Origin of the sequence: Hansschlegelia plantiphila, assembly GCF_027922265.1 — a bacterium.
Classification (GTDB): Bacteria; Pseudomonadota; Alphaproteobacteria; order Rhizobiales; family Methylopilaceae; genus Methylopila; species Methylopila plantiphila.
Genome location: NZ_BSFI01000004.1, coordinates 25,881 through 42,625, shown reverse-complemented (window position 1 = coordinate 42,625; position 16,745 = coordinate 25,881). Strand labels below are relative to the sequence as shown.

18 protein-coding genes and 1 tRNA gene are annotated in these 16,745 nt (G+C 66.8%); 7 read left to right on the top strand and 12 right to left on the bottom strand.

Features of this window, described 5'->3' with window-relative positions; all coding sequences use genetic code 11:
- The first annotated feature begins 73 nt into the window (after nt 1-73).
- Together PKE75_RS03630 and PKE75_RS03625 are read left to right on the top strand one after the other, a co-directional pair.
- Nucleotides 74-529, top strand: a complete 456-nt coding sequence (locus PKE75_RS03630; protein WP_271167338.1) for an Hsp20 family protein — start codon at nt 74-76, stop codon at nt 527-529.
- 5 nt (nt 530-534) lie between these two features.
- Entirely contained in the window at nt 535-798 is a 264-nt protein-coding gene (locus PKE75_RS03625; protein ID WP_271167337.1) for a BQ00720 family protein, read from the top strand.
- A gap of 44 nt (nt 799-842) precedes the next feature.
- On the opposite strand, the gene ptsN is transcribed toward PKE75_RS03625, so the two are convergent.
- From ptsN to PKE75_RS03590, 7 genes are all read right to left on the bottom strand, one after another.
- On the bottom strand, nt 843-1,307 hold the full coding sequence (gene ptsN, locus PKE75_RS03620; protein WP_271167336.1) for a PTS IIA-like nitrogen regulatory protein PtsN: 465 nt from the start codon (nt 1,305-1,307) through the stop codon (nt 843-845).
- A gap of 72 nt (nt 1,308-1,379) precedes the next feature.
- The gene (gene hpf / locus PKE75_RS03615; RefSeq protein WP_271167335.1) at nt 1,380-1,958 is read right to left on the bottom strand and encodes a ribosome hibernation-promoting factor, HPF/YfiA family; all 579 of its coding nucleotides are present in this window, start codon (nt 1,956-1,958) and stop codon (nt 1,380-1,382) included.
- Between the two features lie 161 nt (nt 1,959-2,119).
- Nucleotides 2,120-3,673: an RNA polymerase factor sigma-54 gene (gene rpoN, locus PKE75_RS03610; protein WP_271167334.1), complete on the bottom strand. Its 1,554-nt coding sequence runs from the start codon at nt 3,671-3,673 to the stop codon at nt 2,120-2,122.
- A 107-nt stretch (nt 3,674-3,780) separates the two neighbouring features.
- A complete protein-coding gene (lptB, locus tag PKE75_RS03605) occupies nt 3,781-4,620 on the bottom strand; it encodes an LPS export ABC transporter ATP-binding protein (RefSeq protein ID WP_271167333.1) in 840 nt (279 codons plus the stop codon).
- Between the two features lie 26 nt (nt 4,621-4,646).
- Nucleotides 4,647-5,261: an LptA/OstA family protein gene (locus PKE75_RS03600; RefSeq protein WP_271167332.1), complete on the bottom strand. Its 615-nt coding sequence runs from the start codon at nt 5,259-5,261 to the stop codon at nt 4,647-4,649.
- 165 nt (nt 5,262-5,426) lie between these two features.
- Entirely contained in the window at nt 5,427-6,041 is a 615-nt protein-coding gene (locus tag PKE75_RS03595) for a ribonuclease D (protein ID WP_271167331.1), read from the bottom strand.
- A 97-nt stretch (nt 6,042-6,138) separates the two neighbouring features.
- Nucleotides 6,139-6,223: transfer RNA gene (locus PKE75_RS03590), tRNA-Leu, on the bottom strand.
- Nucleotides 6,224-6,359: 136 nt separating this feature from the next.
- On the opposite strand from PKE75_RS03590, the gene PKE75_RS03585 reads away from it, so the two are divergent.
- Both PKE75_RS03585 and PKE75_RS03580 read left to right on the top strand, forming a co-directional pair.
- The gene (locus PKE75_RS03585) at nt 6,360-7,352 is read left to right on the top strand and encodes a complex I NDUFA9 subunit family protein (protein ID WP_271167330.1); all 993 of its coding nucleotides are present in this window, start codon (nt 6,360-6,362) and stop codon (nt 7,350-7,352) included.
- Nucleotides 7,353-7,466: 114 nt separating this feature from the next.
- Complete coding sequence (locus PKE75_RS03580) at nt 7,467-8,213, top strand: phosphocholine cytidylyltransferase family protein (RefSeq protein WP_271167329.1); 747 nt, start codon at nt 7,467-7,469, stop codon at nt 8,211-8,213.
- Nucleotides 8,214-8,220: 7 nt separating this feature from the next.
- Here the strand turns inward: PKE75_RS03580 and PKE75_RS03575 are convergent, their stop codons facing one another.
- On the bottom strand, nt 8,221-8,850 hold the full coding sequence (locus tag PKE75_RS03575) for a S24 family peptidase (RefSeq protein WP_271167328.1): 630 nt from the start codon (nt 8,848-8,850) through the stop codon (nt 8,221-8,223).
- A gap of 212 nt (nt 8,851-9,062) precedes the next feature.
- On the opposite strand from PKE75_RS03575, the gene PKE75_RS03570 reads away from it, so the two are divergent.
- Both PKE75_RS03570 and PKE75_RS03565 read left to right on the top strand, forming a co-directional pair.
- Nucleotides 9,063-9,413 carry a DUF952 domain-containing protein gene (locus PKE75_RS03570; RefSeq protein ID WP_271167327.1) on the top strand — a complete coding sequence of 117 codons (351 nt, stop codon included), beginning with the start codon at nt 9,063-9,065 and terminating at the stop codon, nt 9,411-9,413.
- Nucleotides 9,410-10,504: a quinone-dependent dihydroorotate dehydrogenase gene (locus PKE75_RS03565; RefSeq protein ID WP_271167326.1), complete on the top strand. Its 1,095-nt coding sequence runs from the start codon at nt 9,410-9,412 to the stop codon at nt 10,502-10,504. The genes PKE75_RS03570 and PKE75_RS03565 overlap by 4 nt, the downstream gene beginning before the upstream one ends.
- Nucleotides 10,505-10,507: 3 nt before the next feature.
- Here PKE75_RS03565 and solA read toward each other — a convergent pair whose 3' ends face one another.
- From solA to PKE75_RS03545, 4 genes are all read right to left on the bottom strand, one after another.
- Nucleotides 10,508-11,674 carry an N-methyl-L-tryptophan oxidase gene (gene solA, locus PKE75_RS03560; RefSeq protein WP_271167325.1) on the bottom strand — a complete coding sequence of 389 codons (1,167 nt, stop codon included), beginning with the start codon at nt 11,672-11,674 and terminating at the stop codon, nt 10,508-10,510.
- Between the two features lie 113 nt (nt 11,675-11,787).
- Complete coding sequence (locus PKE75_RS03555; RefSeq protein WP_271167324.1) at nt 11,788-12,072, bottom strand: DUF6460 domain-containing protein; 285 nt, start codon at nt 12,070-12,072, stop codon at nt 11,788-11,790.
- 29 nt (nt 12,073-12,101) lie between these two features.
- On the bottom strand, nt 12,102-13,760 hold the full coding sequence (locus PKE75_RS03550; protein WP_271167323.1) for a lysine--tRNA ligase: 1,659 nt from the start codon (nt 13,758-13,760) through the stop codon (nt 12,102-12,104).
- 77 nt (nt 13,761-13,837) lie between these two features.
- Nucleotides 13,838-14,665 (bottom strand): transporter substrate-binding domain-containing protein, encoded by an 828-nt coding sequence (locus tag PKE75_RS03545; RefSeq protein ID WP_428979100.1) that lies wholly within the window; start codon nt 14,663-14,665, stop codon nt 13,838-13,840.
- A 135-nt stretch (nt 14,666-14,800) separates the two neighbouring features.
- Here PKE75_RS03545 and PKE75_RS03540 point away from each other — a divergent pair, with 135 nt between their 5' ends.
- Nucleotides 14,801-16,741, top strand: coding sequence for a glycosyltransferase family 2 protein (locus PKE75_RS03540; protein ID WP_271167321.1), 1,941 nt, complete (start codon nt 14,801-14,803; stop codon nt 16,739-16,741).
- The last annotated feature ends 4 nt before the right edge of the window (nt 16,742-16,745 follow it).

Genomic DNA, 16,745 nt, shown 5'->3' with positions numbered 1-16,745 from the left:
AAGGTTATCGGCTGAGCGGAGCGCTTTGTTTACGAGGCTCCGTCAAAGTCGCTTCTGGCGAGGACTTTGAACGATGTCGCGTTTGACGAGTCTGCAAAGCCCCTTTCTGCTCGGGTTCGACGGCCTGGAGCGGGCGCTCGACCGTGCTGCAAAAAGCGCGGACGGCTACCCGCCATACAACATCGAACGCTTGCCGCCGCTGGAGGGCGAGCCAGAGCGGCTGAGGATCACTCTGGCCGTAGCCGGGTTCGGCCCCGACCAGATCGACGTTACGCTCGAGAAGAACGAACTTGTCATTCGCGGGCGAGCACCTGCGGAGCGCGAGGACCGCGTCTTCCTTCACCGAGGCATCGCAGCGCGCCAGTTCACGCGCGCCTTCGTGCTTGCGGAGGGAATGGAGGTGCTCGGCGCGGATCTTGCGACGGGTCTGCTAGTCGTTGATCTCGTGCGTCCGGAACCGAAGCGATCCGTCCAGCGTATCGCCATAAGGGCGCGTGACGATAGTCGCCGCATCGCGGAGAAGGAGTAAAAGTCATGATGAACGAATCCGCAGCCATCCGCAGCCCTCTGAGCACCGCTGAGTTCGCGGCGATCGGCGATGGACACATTGCTTACGTGAAGCCGATCCTGTCGGAGGAGCTCAATGCGCTGTTCCCGCAGGCGCCGGAGCTTGAGCCCGGTCTTCGCCTGTTCGCCCTGCTCGGCGCCGACGGGTCCCCTATCGTCGTGGCGGACACCCGCGAGGCGCTCGTCGAGAGCGCGCGCGAACACGAGCTGGTGACAGTCAGCATCCATTGAGGTTCGGGGGCGCCCGCACTTTGGGCGCCCAAAACCCCATCCGCTTAGGCGGCGTTCGGTGCGGCGACCTGGGTAAGGACGGCGTGCAGCGCGGAAGCGTCCCGCGAGGCGCGCAGCTTCTGCGCCGTGAGGGGATCGCGCAGAACGCGCGCGACCCGCGCGAGCGCCTTCAGATGATCGGCGCCGGCCGTCTCCGGAGCGAGCAACAGAAAAGCGAGATCGACCGGCTCGCCGTCGAGGGCGTCAAAATCGATCGGCCGATCCAGCCGCGCGAACAGCCCAAACAGCCTGTCGAACTTCGGCAGCTTGCCGTGAGGGATTGCGATCCCGGCGCCGACGCCCGTCGAACCCAGCCGTTCCCGTTGGAGCAGCGTGTCGAACACGTCGCGCTCGGGCAAGCCTGTGAGCTCGGCGGCGCGCGCCGCGAGTTCCTGAATCGCCTGCTTCTTCGAATTCACTTTGAGCGCCGGCAATATGGCGTTCGGCGCGATAAGATCGCTGAGTGGCATCAGACGTTATAACCTCGGATGCGCGGGTGCAGGAAAGCGCGAGGCTCATCGCCTCAAGCCGTCGCAATTGACTCAGTGACCGTCCACGGCGCCCGACGGCGGCGGATCGATCCAACCGACGTTCCCGTCCGCTCGTCGATAAACGATGTTCACTCTTCCGTGGCTCGCATGGCGGAACACGACGACAGGCGCCCCCGTCATATCGAGCTCCATCACCGCAAAACCAACGGTCATGCGCCTTAGGGGTTTTGTCGACTCGGCGACGATCACCGGGCTCCACCCGTCAGACTCCTCGACCTCGTCGTCGGGCGCCTCGAACACGACATAAGACAGCGGATCTCCGCCGTCAGCGTCCGCATGGTGATCGCGAAGACGATTCTTGTAGCGCTTCAGCCGCGTCTCGATGCGGCCCGCCGCCTGGTCGAAGCTCGCATAGGCGTCCGGCGCGGCCCCGACGGACTGGAGGACGATGCCGCTGTCAAGATGCAGGGAGCACTCGGTCTTGAAGCCGGATCCGTCCTTCGCGACGGTCACGTGGCCGGAAAAACCTCCGCCAAAATATTTCGTCATGGCGTCGGAAATACGGTCCTCGACCTGTCCCCGAAGCGCCTCGCCAAGATCGAGGTTCTTACCGGAAACGCGCAAGGCCATTTAGTCCGCTCCATTCAAGACGTCCGGGGACCGCTCCGATCGGTGGGCCGATCCCCCGGGGTGCGACAAGCAGTACGAGCGGCCGGGCGCGAAGTCAATGAACCGCACCGCCCGGGCGGGATAGTCGATAGATCTTTGAAATATCAGCAAGAAATACCGCATCAGCTTCCCGCAGCGGCCCCCTTCTTCTCCCGCCGCCGCTGCACCGAGGAGGGGATCCGAAGGCTTTCACGGTATTTGGCTACCGTCCTCCGGGCGATCTCGACGCCGCCGTCGAGCAGGAGCTTGACGATCGTATCATCTGACAGCACGTCATCGGCGCTTTCAGCGTCGATCATCGTGCGTATGCGATGGCGGACGGCCTCGGCCGAGTGGGCGTCGCCGCCGCCGGAATTGGCGATCGCAGCGGTGAAGAAGTATTTGAGCTCGAACACGCCGCGCGGGGTCGCGAGGTACTTGTTGGCGGTGACCCGCGAGACGGTTGATTCGTGCATGCCGATCGCGTCGGCGATCATTCTAAGGTTGAGCGGTCGGAGATGCGCCACTCCGTGGGTCAGGAAGCCATCCTGCTGGCGGACGATCTCGGTTGCGACCTTCAGGATGGTGCGGGCGCGTTGCTCCAGACTGCGGGTTAGCCAGTTCGCCGTCTGCAGACACTCCGTCATGAAGGTCTTCTCAGTCTCGTTCTTCGCGGTGCGGACCACCTTCGCGTAGTAGGACTGATTGACGAGCACGCGGGGCAGCGAATCGGCCACGAGCTCCACGATCCACGATCCGTCGGACGCCGTCCGGACGGAGACGTCGGGCACAACCGGCTGCACGATCTCCGACCCGAAAGCATGTCCGGGCTTGGGATCGAGTCGGCGGATTTCCGCCAGCATGTCGGCGAGATCGTCGTCGTCGACGCCGCAGATCCTCTTCAGGGCGGCGAAGTCGCGCCGGGCGGCGAGCTCCAGATTCTCGACCAGAGCTTGCATCGCGGGATCGAAACGGTCCCGCTCCCGGAGCTGGATTGCAAGGCAGTCCTGGAGAGACCGCGCGGCGACGCCGGTCGGCTCGAACGTCTGGATCACCGACAGCACGCGTTCGACGTCGGCGAGGCTGGCGCCAAGGCGTTCGGCCACCATCTCCATCGGCTCGCGCAGATAGCCGCCCGCATCGACCATATCGATGAGATAGGAGCCGATCATCCTGTCGGTGGGGTCGGTGACGGCGAGCGAGAGCTGGCGTTCGAGGTGGTCGGCGAGCGTCAGACGTTCGGAGACGTAAGCTTCAAGATCCGCGCCTTCGCCTGAAAAGGCCCCTCCGACGCCAAGGCCCGACCAATCGCCGGGCTCCGGCGAGGCGACAGGTTTGACGCTCTCGGCGCCCTGAGGCGGGTCGTCGGGAAAGACGTTGCCGAAATCGGTGTCGAGGCGATCCTCGATGTTGGACCGCGACTCCGGCGGCGGGGCGGCGTCCCAGCGCTCCACGCCTTCGGCGGCCTCGCCTCCATTGTGCTCCGCGGCCTCGCTCGCCGGACGCTCGGAGGTTTCGATCCGGTGAGCGTCGGGCCCATCGAGGCGTTCGAGCAGCGGGTTCTGCTCCAGTTCCTTGTCGACATAGGCTGCAAGGTCGAGGCTCGACAGCTGAAGCAGCTTGATCGCCTGCATCAGTTGCGGGGTCATCACCAGAGACTGGGATTGCCGCAACATCAGCTTGGGGATCAGGGACATGAGGCGAAGCTCCAGCACGACGCTCGCCTACGCGACGGCGTAGTCTGTCGACGTTCAGGCCGAAGGCCTGTGGGCCGATTCTTGCATACGGATGTTTCCGTCCCCTTTTAAAGCCGAAATTCCTCCCCGAGGTAAAGCCGCCGCACGTCAGGGTTGGCGACGATCTGCTCCGGCGAGCCTTCCATCAGCACGCCGCCGGCGTGGATGATGTAGGCGCGGTCGATCAGTCCGAGCGTTTCGCGCACGTTATGGTCAGTGATCAGGACGCCGATGCCGCGGTTGGTCAGATGACGCACCAGGGCCTGGATGTCGCCGACCGCGATCGGGTCGATGCCCGCAAACGGTTCGTCGAGCAGCATGAAGCCCGGGCGGCTCGCGAGAGCCCTGGCGATCTCGACACGCCGGCGTTCGCCGCCCGAGAGCGCGATCGCGGGCGATTTACGAATGCCGCCGAGGCCGAACTCCTCAAGCAAGCCCTCGAGGTCATGGACACGGCGCTTCCGATCGGGCTCCACCACCTCGAGCACCGCTCGGATGTTGTCCTCGACCGTGAGGCCACGGAAGATCGAGGCCTCCTGCGGCAGATAGCCGACGCCAAGCCGCGCCCGCCGGAACATCGGCAGCCGCGTCACGTCCTTTCCGTCGAGCTCGATGCGGCCGCGGTCCGCGGGCACCAGACCGGTGATCATGTAAAACACCGTGGTCTTACCGGCGCCGTTCGGTCCGAGCAGGCCGACCGCTTCCCCGCGCCTCACGGACAGGCTCACGTCCTTCACGACGGCGCGGGAGCCATAGCTCTTCGCCAGCCCGCTCGCTACCAGCGAGCCGTTGGCGTCCTTGTCCGCGAAGGCGAAGTCATGCTCGCCGCCACGCCGGACGCCCGAGCCCACGCCTTCAGGCGCTGCGAGCGCCACGCCCGCATCCGTCCGCACGATGAAGTTCGTCACTCTAAACCCACTGAGATCGGACGGGATCAGTTCTTAGCGCCGCTTGCGGCCTGGTCGCGAGGCTTTGGCTTGAACACGCCCTGAACGCGACCGCCGCCGCCACTGCTTTCGATGCGCGATGTCTGCGTCGTGAGGTTCACGTGCAGACGATCGCCGCGGATGACGTTATCGCCCTGCGTGACGACCACGCCGCCCGTCAGATCGGCGGTGTTCGCCTGCGTGTCGAACACGCCGCGGGCTCCGGTCGCCTTCTGGTCGTTCTGGGTCACGACGACGTCGCCCTCCGCCTCCATCTTGCGAATGTCGCGGCCGCTTTCCGGCTTCGCACCGCCACTGGGGTTCTTCGTCTCGCCCTGTATGGGCTTCGGCGCGTTGCCGGCGGCGGGAGCGGGCTTGTCCTTGTCGTAATAGTAGATCGTGAGCTTCCGGGTCTGCAGGGTCGAGATGCCCTGCTTCATCACAACATTGCCGGAAAAGATCGCCGCATGCTCCTGGTCCCGGACCTCGAGATTGTCGGCTTCGACATTGGTGGGCTCATCGGAACGCACGGAGAAGCCGGAGAAGGCGCTCGTCACCGCCTGCTGCGCCGTCGCAGGAGCGGCGAGAGCGAGAACGGCGAAAGCGGCGATCGTCAGTCTCATCAGCGGCTCCTCGGCGGATCGGCGTTTCTTTGGCGTCGCCGCCATGGTTTCTTCTGCACCATGTTCCAACGCCAGCGTCGGCGAAGCTAAGCATTTCCCGGACGGGCGCAAAGGGGCGCCGGCTAGCGCGCTCGACCGCCGGCGACATTTCCACGCCGGCGCGTCTCAGGCATGGGCGAAAATGTCGTTGTCGGCCCAACCGGCGAGATCGAGCGCCGAGCGGACTGGCACGAAGGCGAAGCAGGCGTCGGCGAAGGCGGCGCGGCCTTCGCGCGCCAGCATCACGTCGAGCTTCGCCTTCAATCCGTGGAGATAGAGCACGTCGCTCGCGGCGTAGGCGAGTTGGGCGTCGCTCAGTTCCTCGGAGCCCCAATCGGAGGACTGCTGCTGCTTGGAGATCTCGACGCCGAGCTGCTCGCGGACCAGGTCCTTGAGGCCGTGGCGATCGGTGTAGGTGCGCACGAGCTTCGAGGCGATCTTGGTGCAGTAGACCGGCTCGGTCATCACCCCGAACGCCTTGTAGAGCGCCGCGACGTCGAAGCGGGCGAAATGGAACAGCTTGAGAACCGACCGATCGCGCAGCACACGCTCGAGATTGGGCGCGCTCTGCTGGCCCGGCGCGATTTTTACGAGATCGGCCGAACCGTCGCCCGTCGAGATCTGCACGAGGCAGAGCCGGTCGCGATTGGGGTTGAGGCCGAGCGTCTCGGTGTCGATCGCAACCGATGCGCCGGGTTCGTAATCGTCGGGAAGGTCGCCGCGATGAAGCCGGATCGTCAATGCCGCCTCGGGTCGGTCGGAGCAGGGACGCCGGAGGCCTCCCGGAAAACGCATCCGGGGCGCCGCGGATAGTTCCGCGGCGCCCCGGCGCGATCTGTGGTGCCCAGGAGAGGACTCGAACCTCCACGGTGTTACCCACACGGACCTGAACCGTGCGCGTCTACCAGTTCCGCCACCTGGGCTCGGAGGCGGGTCTTAGGGGTCCGCATGCCGCCGTGTCAATGGCGGCGCGCAGGGTTTCGCGCAGAGGCTTTACCGCGCTAGGGTTCCGCCTTAGGTCTCGGCCCTGTTCGAGACGGCATCGGAAGAGAGCACGGCATGGCGTTCGCCCCTGGGATGCGTCCGGTCGGTGACAAGCTTGTCACGGTGTTTGGCGGCTCCGGTTTCATCGGAAGGCATGTCGTTCGCGCTCTCGCGCGCGAGGGCTGGCGCATCCGTGTCGCCGTGCGGAATCCGTCGCTCGCCGGCCATCTGCAGCCGCTTGGCGGCGTCGGTCAGATCGTCGCGATCCAAGCGAACCTGCGGTTCCGCGAGTCGGTCGCCCAGGCGGCGCGAGGCTCGGACGCAGTCGTGAATCTCGTCGGCATCCTGGCGGAAAGCGGCAAGCAGAGCTTCGACGCGATACAGGGCGAGGGACCCCGGATCGTCGCCGAAGCCGCGCATGCGGCAGGCGCCGCGCGCTTCGTTCAAATGTCCGCCATCGGAGCGGATCGGGAAAGCAAGGGCCGTTATGGCCGCAGCAAAGCCGCGGGCGAGGAGGCGGCGCTTTCGGTCTATCCAGACGCCGTGATCCTTCGACCCTCGGTCGTCTTCGGCCCCGAAGATAACTTCTTCAACCGCTTCGCCGCCATGGCGCGGTTTTCCCCTGCTTTGCCGTTGATCGGCGGCGGGCGCACCCGCTTCCAGCCTGTCTTCGTCGGCGATGTCGCCCGCGTCGTCGCTCTTGCGGTCGGCGGCGAGGCTGAGGGCGGACCTGCCCCCTATGAACTCGGCGGCCCGAAGGTGCTCACCTTCGAGGAAATTCTGCGCTACGTGCTGAAGGAGACCGGTCGTCACCGCATGCTGCTGAATGTGCCGTTCGCGGTCGCAAGATTGCAGGCGAAGGTTCTGCAGCTGCTGCCGAACGCGCCGCTGACCGTCGACCAGGTTGCGATGCTGGAAAGCGACAACGTCGTCTCCGACGAGGCTCGCGCCACCGGCCATACGCTGGAAGGTCTCGGCGTGTCGCCCACGCCGATCGAGGCGGTCGCTCCGTCCTATCTGGTGCGCTTCCGCAAAGCTGGCCAGTTCGACAAGGTCAGGCAGGCCTAAGTCGAGTCATATGCTCCTGCTCCCGTTTGCCTCGCCCGAGCGATAGAGGTATCGGAAGCGCCCAGCCCCGTGAGCGCCCGGCGCCTCGGGGGCGCGCATGGAAGAAAGCCGGACGTGAAAGCTATCATCTTGAGCGCGGGGCAAGGTCGGCGGCTGCTGCCGCTGACGGCCGAAACGCCGAAGTGCCTTATCCCCTTCGCCGGTCGGACGCTGGTCGAGTGGCAGGTCCGTTCGCTCGCCCAGGCCGGCGTGACCGACATCATCGTCGTCACCGGCTTCGAGGCCGGTAAGGTCGAGGCGGTGCTGGAAGGGATCGACATCACCGGCGTGAACGTGCACGCCACCCACAACCCGTTCTTCGAGCTCGCCGACAACCTCGCCAGTTGTTGGATCGCGCGTCACGAGATGAAGGCGCCGTTCCTCATTCTCAACGGCGACACGCTGATCGAGCCGGAGATCGCACGGCGGGTGCTCGCCGATCCCGCCGTCGCTCCGATCACCGTCACGATCGACCGGAAGGGCGAGTATGACACCGACGACATGAAGGTGCGCACGCAGGGCGACCGCCTGCTCGCGATCGGCAAGACGCTGCCGAACGATCTGGTCACTGGCGAATCCATCGGCTTCCTGCGCTTCACCGACGAAGGCGGTCGGGCGTTCGTCAGCGAGATCGAACGGCTCATGCGTTCCGAGGAAGGCCTGAAGCGCTGGTACCTCTCGGCGATCGACGGCATCGCGCGCTACCAGAGCATCGTGGGCGTGCGGTCGATCGAGGGGCTCGAATGGAGCGAACTCGATTTTCCGGCCGATCTCGATCGGGGCGTCGAGATGACCAAGGGGTGGGTGAGCCGGGGGCTCTGACGAGCCTTTACTGGCTCGCCCAGACGATCCGGGCGATCCAGTCGATCTCGTTCGCTGGAAACGTGCGGTCGGCGTGCTCGGCGTTCAGCGAACGCAGCTCCACCTGCTTGGCGGTGCGTCGCGCCAGCTCCTTCGCCATCACCTCGCCGTCGGTCGTCTTCACTATCACGCGGTCTCCGCGCCTGACGGCGGCGCCGGGAGCGACGAGCACCACGTCGCCGTCGCGGAACACCGGGGCCATCGAGTCGCCGGATATCTCCAGCGCATAGACCTGACCGCGATCAGCGTCCGGAAACGGGATCTCGTCCCAGCCCTGCCCAGTCGGGAAGCCGGCGTCGTCGAAGAAACCACCCTCCCCCGCTTGCGCGAGGCCGATCAGCGGTACGTTGCGCGGAGACTGGGAGCCGCCTTCGACAAGCAAGCCCATGAAGTTGTCGAGGTTGGTCGCGGTGGCGTCGAGCGCCTTGGCGATCGACTCGGTCGACGGCCAGCGCGGCCGGCCATCGGCGGCGATGCGCTTGGAGCGATTGAAAGTCGTAGGGTCGAGCCCCGATTTTCGCGCAAGGCCGGAAGCGGATAAACCGTTCTTCGCCGCCAGCGCGTCGATCGCCGCCCAGATCTGGCCATGGCCGAGCATGTCGTCCGCCGTCTCCCTAGCCGCGTCCTCGCAAAACCGCGGATGTCAATAATAGGAATTAGTACCTTTTACCCCAGTTGTCCACCAAAGGAGGGCGCGGAAACTTGCTCCGACGTCGTTGCGGCTCTAAAGCTCGCGCCGCTTCGCGAATAACGCGCCGGGCCGGACTGCGTTCCGGATCGAACGGCATAGCGAAAGACCCAGAACCGATCATGGCCGCCGCAACGATCTACAAGATCGCGCCTTCCGCGCTGTGGCGCGCAGCCGAAGAGGCCGGGGCGTTCATCGGCGCACCGATCGACCTTTCGGACGGCTACATCCATTTTTCCAGCGCGGCCCAGGCGCGGGAGACGGCCGACAGGCATTTTGCGGGACAGGCCGACCTCGTTCTGGTCGCTGTCGACGTAAGGCTCCTTGGACCGGCGCTGAAATGGGAGGTCTCCCGTGGCGGCGCGCTGTTTCCCCATCTCTACGGTCCCCTGCCGCTCGCCGCGGTGATCTGGACGGCGCCGCTGCCTCTGGGTCCCGAGGGCCGTCATGCGTTCCCAGAGATGGCGCCGTGATCGGCCTGCTGTGGCCGTTGATCCGGCCCCTTCTGCACGCTCTCGATCCCGAGCGGGCGCATCAGGCGTCCCTCGCGGCGCTGGAGCTGCTGCCGCCCCGCACGCCGCTGGCTTCGGATTCCCGGCTCGCGGTCCAGGCCTTCGGCCTCGACTTCCCGAATCCGATCGGACTGGCTGCGGGATTCGACAAGGACGCCCGCGCGCCGGACGCGATGCTGGCGCTCGGCTTCGGTTTCGTCGAGATCGGCTCGGTGACGCCTCGGCCGCAGCCCGGGAACGCCAAGCCGCGGCTGTTCCGGCTGCCCGCCGACCGGGCGATCATAAACCGGATGGGCTTCAACAACGCCGGGGCCGAGGCGGCGCTGAAGCGGCTCGAACGCCGACGCGGGCGACCGGGCCTGATCGGCGTCAATGTCGGCGCCAACAAGGATTCGTCTAACCGCACCGCCGATTATGTGACCGGCGTCAGACTCTTCGCGTCGCACGCCGATTTCTTTGTCGTCAACGTCTCCTCCCCCAACACGCCGGGGTTACGGGACCTGCAGGCGATGGCGGCGCTCGACGACCTCGTCGCCAGGGTGATCGAGGCGCGGGACGCGGCGACGGCCGGGGGGCTTCACCGGAGGCCCGTGCTGCTCAAGATCGCTCCGGATCTCGACCTCGCCGGCATCGACGACGTCGTGTCGGTCGCTCTTGCGCGCGGGCTGGACGGCCTCGTCGTCTCGAACACCACGCTCGGCCGGCCGCCGTCGCTTAAGGAAGCCGCGCGCAGCGAGACCGGGGGGCTTTCAGGCGCCCCGCTGCTCCGGCGCGCGAACTGGGCGCTCGCCGAGACCTATCTGCGGCTTGAGGGCGCCATGCCCATCGTCGGCGTCGGGGGCGTGGCGTCCGGCGCGGACGCGCTGTCCAAGATCCGCGCCGGCGCAACGCTGATCGAGCTTTACAGCGCGTTGGTGTTCGAAGGGCCGAAACTCGTCTCCGAGATCGGGAAATTCCTCGCTGCGGCCGTGTCGAGCGAGGGCGCGACGTCGCTCGGCCCGCTCGTCGGGCGGGATGCGGCGGCGATCGCCGCCGCCGGACCAGGCGCGTAACCCTTAGACGAAGCGCCCGATCGAGAAAGGCGACAGGTCGATCACGCTGCGCCCGGTCACCGCTTGCTCGGCCACCGCGAAGCCGACGCCCGCCGAATGCTTGAACCCGTGCCCGGAGCATGCAGAGACCACGGTGATCCGGTCTTGCGACGGGTGTTCGTCGATGATGAAACCGAAGTCGGGCGTCACGGTGTAAACGCAGGCGGCGGCCTTCGCGACCTTGGATGTCACGCCCCGGATCCGTCCGCGGACATGGGCGGCGAACATCTCGACGGACTCCTGAGGACGAACGATCCTGTCGACCGAGCCGGCTGTGGTCGAGATCGCATATTGCTCGCTCGCGACCTTGATCCTGCCGCCGCTTGGAGGGAAGCCATAGAGGTAGTCGCTGTCGCCAGCCCCGTGCATCCAGATGAAGACCGGAGGCCGCTCTCCGAACGAGGCGTCCTCCTCGGTCTCGAACCAGTGCAGCGTCTGCCGCTTCACTTGCAACAGCCGGTTGAACGGCGGCCCGAGCAGCGGGCCGATCCAGGCGCCCGCCGTGACGATCACACGGTCGGCGCGGATCACTCCCCCATCGAGTCCGATCTCGACCCCATCTCCCGCCTGCGCGACAGAAGTCGCCATCTCGCCCAGACGGACGTCAGCGCCGAGCGCCCGTGCGAGCGTCAGCTGCGCGGCGATGCAGCGCTCGGGAATCACATAGCCGGCGCGCGGCTCGTAATAGGCTTGGACGTCCTCAGCCACTGCAAACTGGGGAAACCTTCTGCGCGCCTCGTCGGCGCCGAACGTCTCGTGCTCAATCCCGTAGTCGGTCGCAGCCTGCGCCGTGCGCGCGACGAAATCCGGTTTGCCGTGGTGCGAACTCGGCGCGCCGCCGGGATCCATGATCAGCGCGCCGCTCTCGACAAGCAGGGTCTCGCCGGTCTCCGCCTCGAGTTCGCGCCAGATTTCGTGTGATTTTGTGACGAACGGGACATAGGCGGCGCCTTCGCCGACCGCCTGCCGGGTGATCCGGGTCTCGCCATGGCTCGAACCCAACTGATGCGGCGGCGCGAACCGATCGATCCCGACCGCACGGACGCCCCGCCGCGCAAGCTGATAGAGCGCTGCGGCCCCCATGGCCCCGAGACCGACGACGGCGACATCGGCGTGTATGGCGTTCGACATATGCTGTTCCGGATGCGTCAGATCGCATGGACCATCAGCAGAATCCGAGAAACGGCAACAAGAACGTCGCTATATTAAAACAGCTTATATCAAGAATACGAATATCGCGCTGGTCAGCCCCGGCCCGACCCCATTCTGAAGATGCGAAGAAGTATCCAGATCGGGATCACCACCATCGCCCCGATCAGGAAGTAGCGACCGATGTGCCGCAGCAGATCCGCGCTGTTCGCGATCAGCTCCTCGATCGCGCGGGCGGCATGGCGCAGCACCTCGAAGGCGTTGAGATTCAACTGGTCCATCACCAGCCCCACGATCACGCAGAGCAGGACGAGCCGGAGGAGCACGCCGATCGGCGAGCCGCCGAACACGCGGGTCAGACTATTGGAGCCGGCGGCCATGGGTCGTATCTCCTCCTTCCGCTCGGCGTTCACGCCGCCTGCGCCAGTTCGCCGGCCAGCGCCCGGCCAATGAGCGCGCGGGTCTCATCTACGCCATAGAGCGAGACAAAAGAGCCGAAACGCGGGCCCTTCTCCTGCCCGATCAAGATGCGGTAGAGCGCGGAGAACCACTCCTGGCTGACGCCCGGTCGTTCGGGCGTCGCGCCCTTCGCGGAGAAATCCTGGTAGCGCGGCACGGCGCGCGCGACGTCGTAGAGCGCGGTCTGCACCTCCTCCGACGTCGCATCGACGGACAGGACGCCAAGCGCGGCGTCGAGGCTCTCCAGCGCCGCGCGCTCGACCTCGTCTGGCGCATGGAAGCGCTTGGTCGGCTTCACATGGTCTTCGTAGTAGCGCAGCGCATAACCCACGAGCTCGTCGAGTTTCGGGTGCGTCTCGGGCGTGACGCCCGGCGCGTAGCGACCGATGAAGCCCCACAGCACCGCGCGGTTCTCGGCGTTGGAGGCGGAGACCAGATTGAGCAGCAGCGCGAACGAAACCGGCAGGACCTCCTTCGGAGGATTGCCGCCGTGAATGTGCCAGACGGGATTGCCGAGCTTCTGCTTGGCCTCCTGACGCTCGAAGCCGCCGAGGAACTGGAAGTACTCGTCGACGGCGCGCGGAATGACGTCGAAGTGCAGCTTCTTCGCCTCGCGCGGCTTCTGGTACATGTAGAGCGACAGGCTCTCGGGGCTGGCGTAGGCCAGCCATTCGTCGATCGTCAGCCCGTTGCCCTTCGATTTCGAAATCTTCTGCCCCTTCTCGTCCAGGAACAGCTCGTAGTTGAAGCCCTCCGGGGGCTGACCGCCGAGCGCGCGGCAGATCTCGCCCGCGAGCTTCACGCTGTCGATCAGGTCCTTGCCCGCCATCTCGTAGTCGACCTCGAGCGCCGTCCAGCGCATCGCCCAGTCCGGCTTCCACTGCAGCTTGGCTTGGCCCCCGGTGACCTTGGTCTCGAAGCGCTCGCCGGTGTCGGGGTCGCGCCAGACGATCGTGCCTGCGGAGACGTTCCGTTCGTCGATCGGCACCTGCATGACGATCCCGGTCTTCGGATGAATCGGCAGGAAGGGAGAATAGGTCGAGGCGCGCTCGGCGCGGAGCGAGGGCAGCATGATCTCCATCACCGCATCGAAACGCTCGAGCATCCGCATCAGCACAGCGTCGAAGCGGCCGGACCGGTAATAGTCCGTCGCCGAGGCGAACTCGTACTCGAAGCCGAACCGATCCAGGAACGCCCTGAGCCGCGCGTTGTTCGCCGCCCCGAACGAGCCTTCGGGGCTGCCGAACGGGTCTGGAACCTCGGTCAACGGTTTGCCGAGATGTTTCGCCAGCATCTCCCGGTTCGGCACATTGTCCGGGACCTTCCGCAGCCCGTCCATGTCGTCGGAGAAACACAGCAGCCGCGTCTTTACGCGATCCTCGGTCAGCAGACGGAAGGCGTTGCGGACCATGGTCGTCCGCGCGACCTCTCCGAACGTGCCGATATGCGGCAGTCCCGACGGGCCGTAGCCGGTCTCGAACAGCACCGGTTCGTCCTTCGGCCGCTTTTTCAGCCGCTCGACCAGTTTTCGCGCCTCTTCGAACGGCCATGCGCTCGAAGTGCGGGCGAAATCGACGAGAGAGGAGTCCGTGGCGGCGAGGGTCGTCATGATGCGAAACAGGTTCCGAAGTCCGAAAGGACGCGCACGGTAGAGAGGCCTGGCGCGCCGCGCAAATTATCTCGAGCTCACCAGATCCCGACGGGGAAATGCTTGAGATAGATCTCGGCGAAAGCGCCGGACTCGTCGAGCCGCTGCAGCGCGTAATCGATCGCCTGCCGGAGCTTCTCGTCGCCGGGCCGCAGCAGCGCGCCAACCCCCTCGCCGAAATAACGCGCATCGATATAGGGGCCGCCGGCGAAGCTGCAGCAGCCTCCCGACGCCGTGCCGTTCAGCCAGAAGGCGAGCGAGACCGCGTCGCCGAAGGCGAGATCGGCTTGCCCGTCCTTCACGGCGGCGCGCGCCGCATCGGCCTTGTCGAACGGCTTCAGACGGCTCTGCGGAAAGTAAGCCTTCAGGAACGCTTCATGCGCCGAGCCCGCGACGACGGCGATCGTCTTGCCCCCCAAAGCTTCCGGAGTGACGTCCTTCGGCGCGGCCTCGTTGCGCGCGACGAAGCGCGCGGGGGTTTGATGCACGCGTTCCGACATCGCGAAGCGGGCGCGGATCTCGGGGGTAGGCTTCGCCATGGCGAGGATGACGTCGGCCTGCCGCTTGTCGATCGTGTCGAGCAGCGCGTCCCAGCGCCAGGCCTGCAGCGTGCAGGCGATCTTCAGCTCGGAGCAGATCGCGCGGGCGAGATCGACCGCGAACCCTGCAGGCTGACCGTCGGCGTCAATGTAGTGGAACGGCGGATAGTCGTCTCCCGTCGCCCATTTCACGATCCGCCCGGCCGGCAGGTCCGGCCGCTCGAGCCGCGCCTTGGGATCGGAATAGCGTGGGACCGCCACGGTCGGCGGGTCGATCGCCCCGGCGGGGGCCGGCTGCGCCACGGCGAACGACGCCACGGCGAGCATAACGCTCAGCGGCCCCCGAAAAATCTTGGCAGGTTGCAATAGACTCGACTCCTCGCTCGTCCCGATTCTACCCTTTCCGGGTTCGGTCGGGAATGAACGCGGCGGCGCCGCAGGTCTCCGGGGGGAGCGGCCTGCATGACATCCTGGAGTTCGGCCGGGCGCGAGACTGCCGCGCAGGTTTTCGCGGATGCGCAGCGCCCCGCTTTGCGGGCGCTTTCGACGGACCATTCTGTCGTTCCAGTCCTCCCGCCGGAACTGGCGGCGCTCGCCGCCACCGGCTTCGCCCCTGGCCCCCTGCTCGCAGCGCAGCGCGAGGCCGCGCGCGCTGGCGTGGCGCCGTTCGACGCGCTGTGTGGGATCGCCGGCCTGGGCGAGGATGAGCTCGTCCTGTTGCTGGCGCGCGGCATCGGCGTCGACGCCCTCGGGCCGGACGATTTCGAGGGCCCCGGCATCGACGCCGACGCCTGCGCCATGGCGCTGCGCACCGGCGCCGTCCGACTTCGCGATCGGCGCGGCCGCCCCCGCCTCTTCATCGCGGCGCGCGGCCCCCATGTCGGCCGGCTTGCGCTGGTGACGCGGAAGCGCCGCGGTCGACGGTCCGATTTCGTGCTTGCCGGCCCGCGCGCCTTCGCCGACCTCGTCGTGGCGCGAGCAGGATCGGCGCTCGCCGCGCGGGCTTGCGAGGGGCCCTCGCTGCTGTTCCCGAAGCTTACCGTCGCAGGAGGTCTCCCGGAAATCGGCGCGTTCTGGCGCTGGACGACGATCGTCGCCGTCATCGCCGGCGCGGTCTCTAGCTTCCTGTTCGAGGCGGCCGGCAGCGCCGCGCTCGCCCTCAGCAGCCTGATGTTCGCCGCGCTGAACAGTTTCAGGCTATGGGTCGCCTGCACGCCCGAAACCGACCTGCCGCCGCCCGCCCGCGGGCAGGACCGGGATCTGCCGATCTACACGGTGCTCGTCGCGCTGGCGAAGGAAGCCGCGGTGGTGCCGGACCTGCTGGACGCCCTCGAACGGCTCGACTATCCGGCGGCGAAACTCGACATCAAGCTTCTTGTCGAAGCCGACGACCGGAACACCCTCGGCGCGCTCGACCGGCGTCCGCCGCGACCGGGGATCGAGGTGCTCAAGCTGCCGCCCGGAGGGCCGAAGACCAAGCCGCGGGCGCTCAACGCCGGTCTGCTCGCCGCGCGCGGGCAGTATCTCGCCGTGTTCGACGCCGAGGATCACCCCGATCCCAGCCAGTTGCGCTTCGCCCTCGACGCCTTCCGTCGCGGCCCCGGGACGCTCGCCTGCGTGCAGGCGCGGCTCGCGATCGACAACCTTGCCGACGGCTGGCTCGCGCGCCAGTTCGCGATCGAATACGCCGCTCTTTTCGACGTCGTATTGCCGGCGCTCGCCTCGCTCGGTCTGCCGATCGCGCTCGGCGGCACGTCGAACCATTTTCGCACGGCGGCGCTCCGGAGCGTCGGCGGCTGGGACGCTGGCAATGTGACCGAAGACGCAGACCTCGGCCTGCGGCTCGCTCGGCTCGGCTGGACCACCCGCACGATCGCGTCCACCACATGGGAGGAGGCGCCGACGCGCGTCTGGCCGTGGCTCAAGCAACGCACCCGCTGGATGAAGGGTTTCATGGTGACGACGATCGTCCACGGCCGCGGCGTCAGGGGTCTTGCAGCGAAGCTCGACCCCCTCGCGCTCGGCGCCGCCCTGATGCTGGTCGGCGGGGTTGCGCTCACGGCGCTCGCCTATCCCGTCGTCATGCTCGCCATCCTGTGGCGGGCGGTCGACGGTTCGCTGCTGGCGCCGGCGACGAGCCTCGCGGACGCGACCTTTGCGGGCTTCTGCGTCGCAAGTCTGATCGTCGGTTATTCGACCGGACTCGCCTGCGGCTGGATGGGCGTCGAACGCCGCGGGCCGGCGACGCTATCGGCCGGTCTCTTCACCCTGCCGTTCTACTGGCTGCTGGTCGGCGCCGCGGCGTGGCGCGCGCTCTATCAGATCGCGCGCGGCCAGACGAGCCATTGGGAGAAGACCACGCACGGCGTCTCGACCCGGCGCGCCGCGCCGCCTCAGACCTGACGGA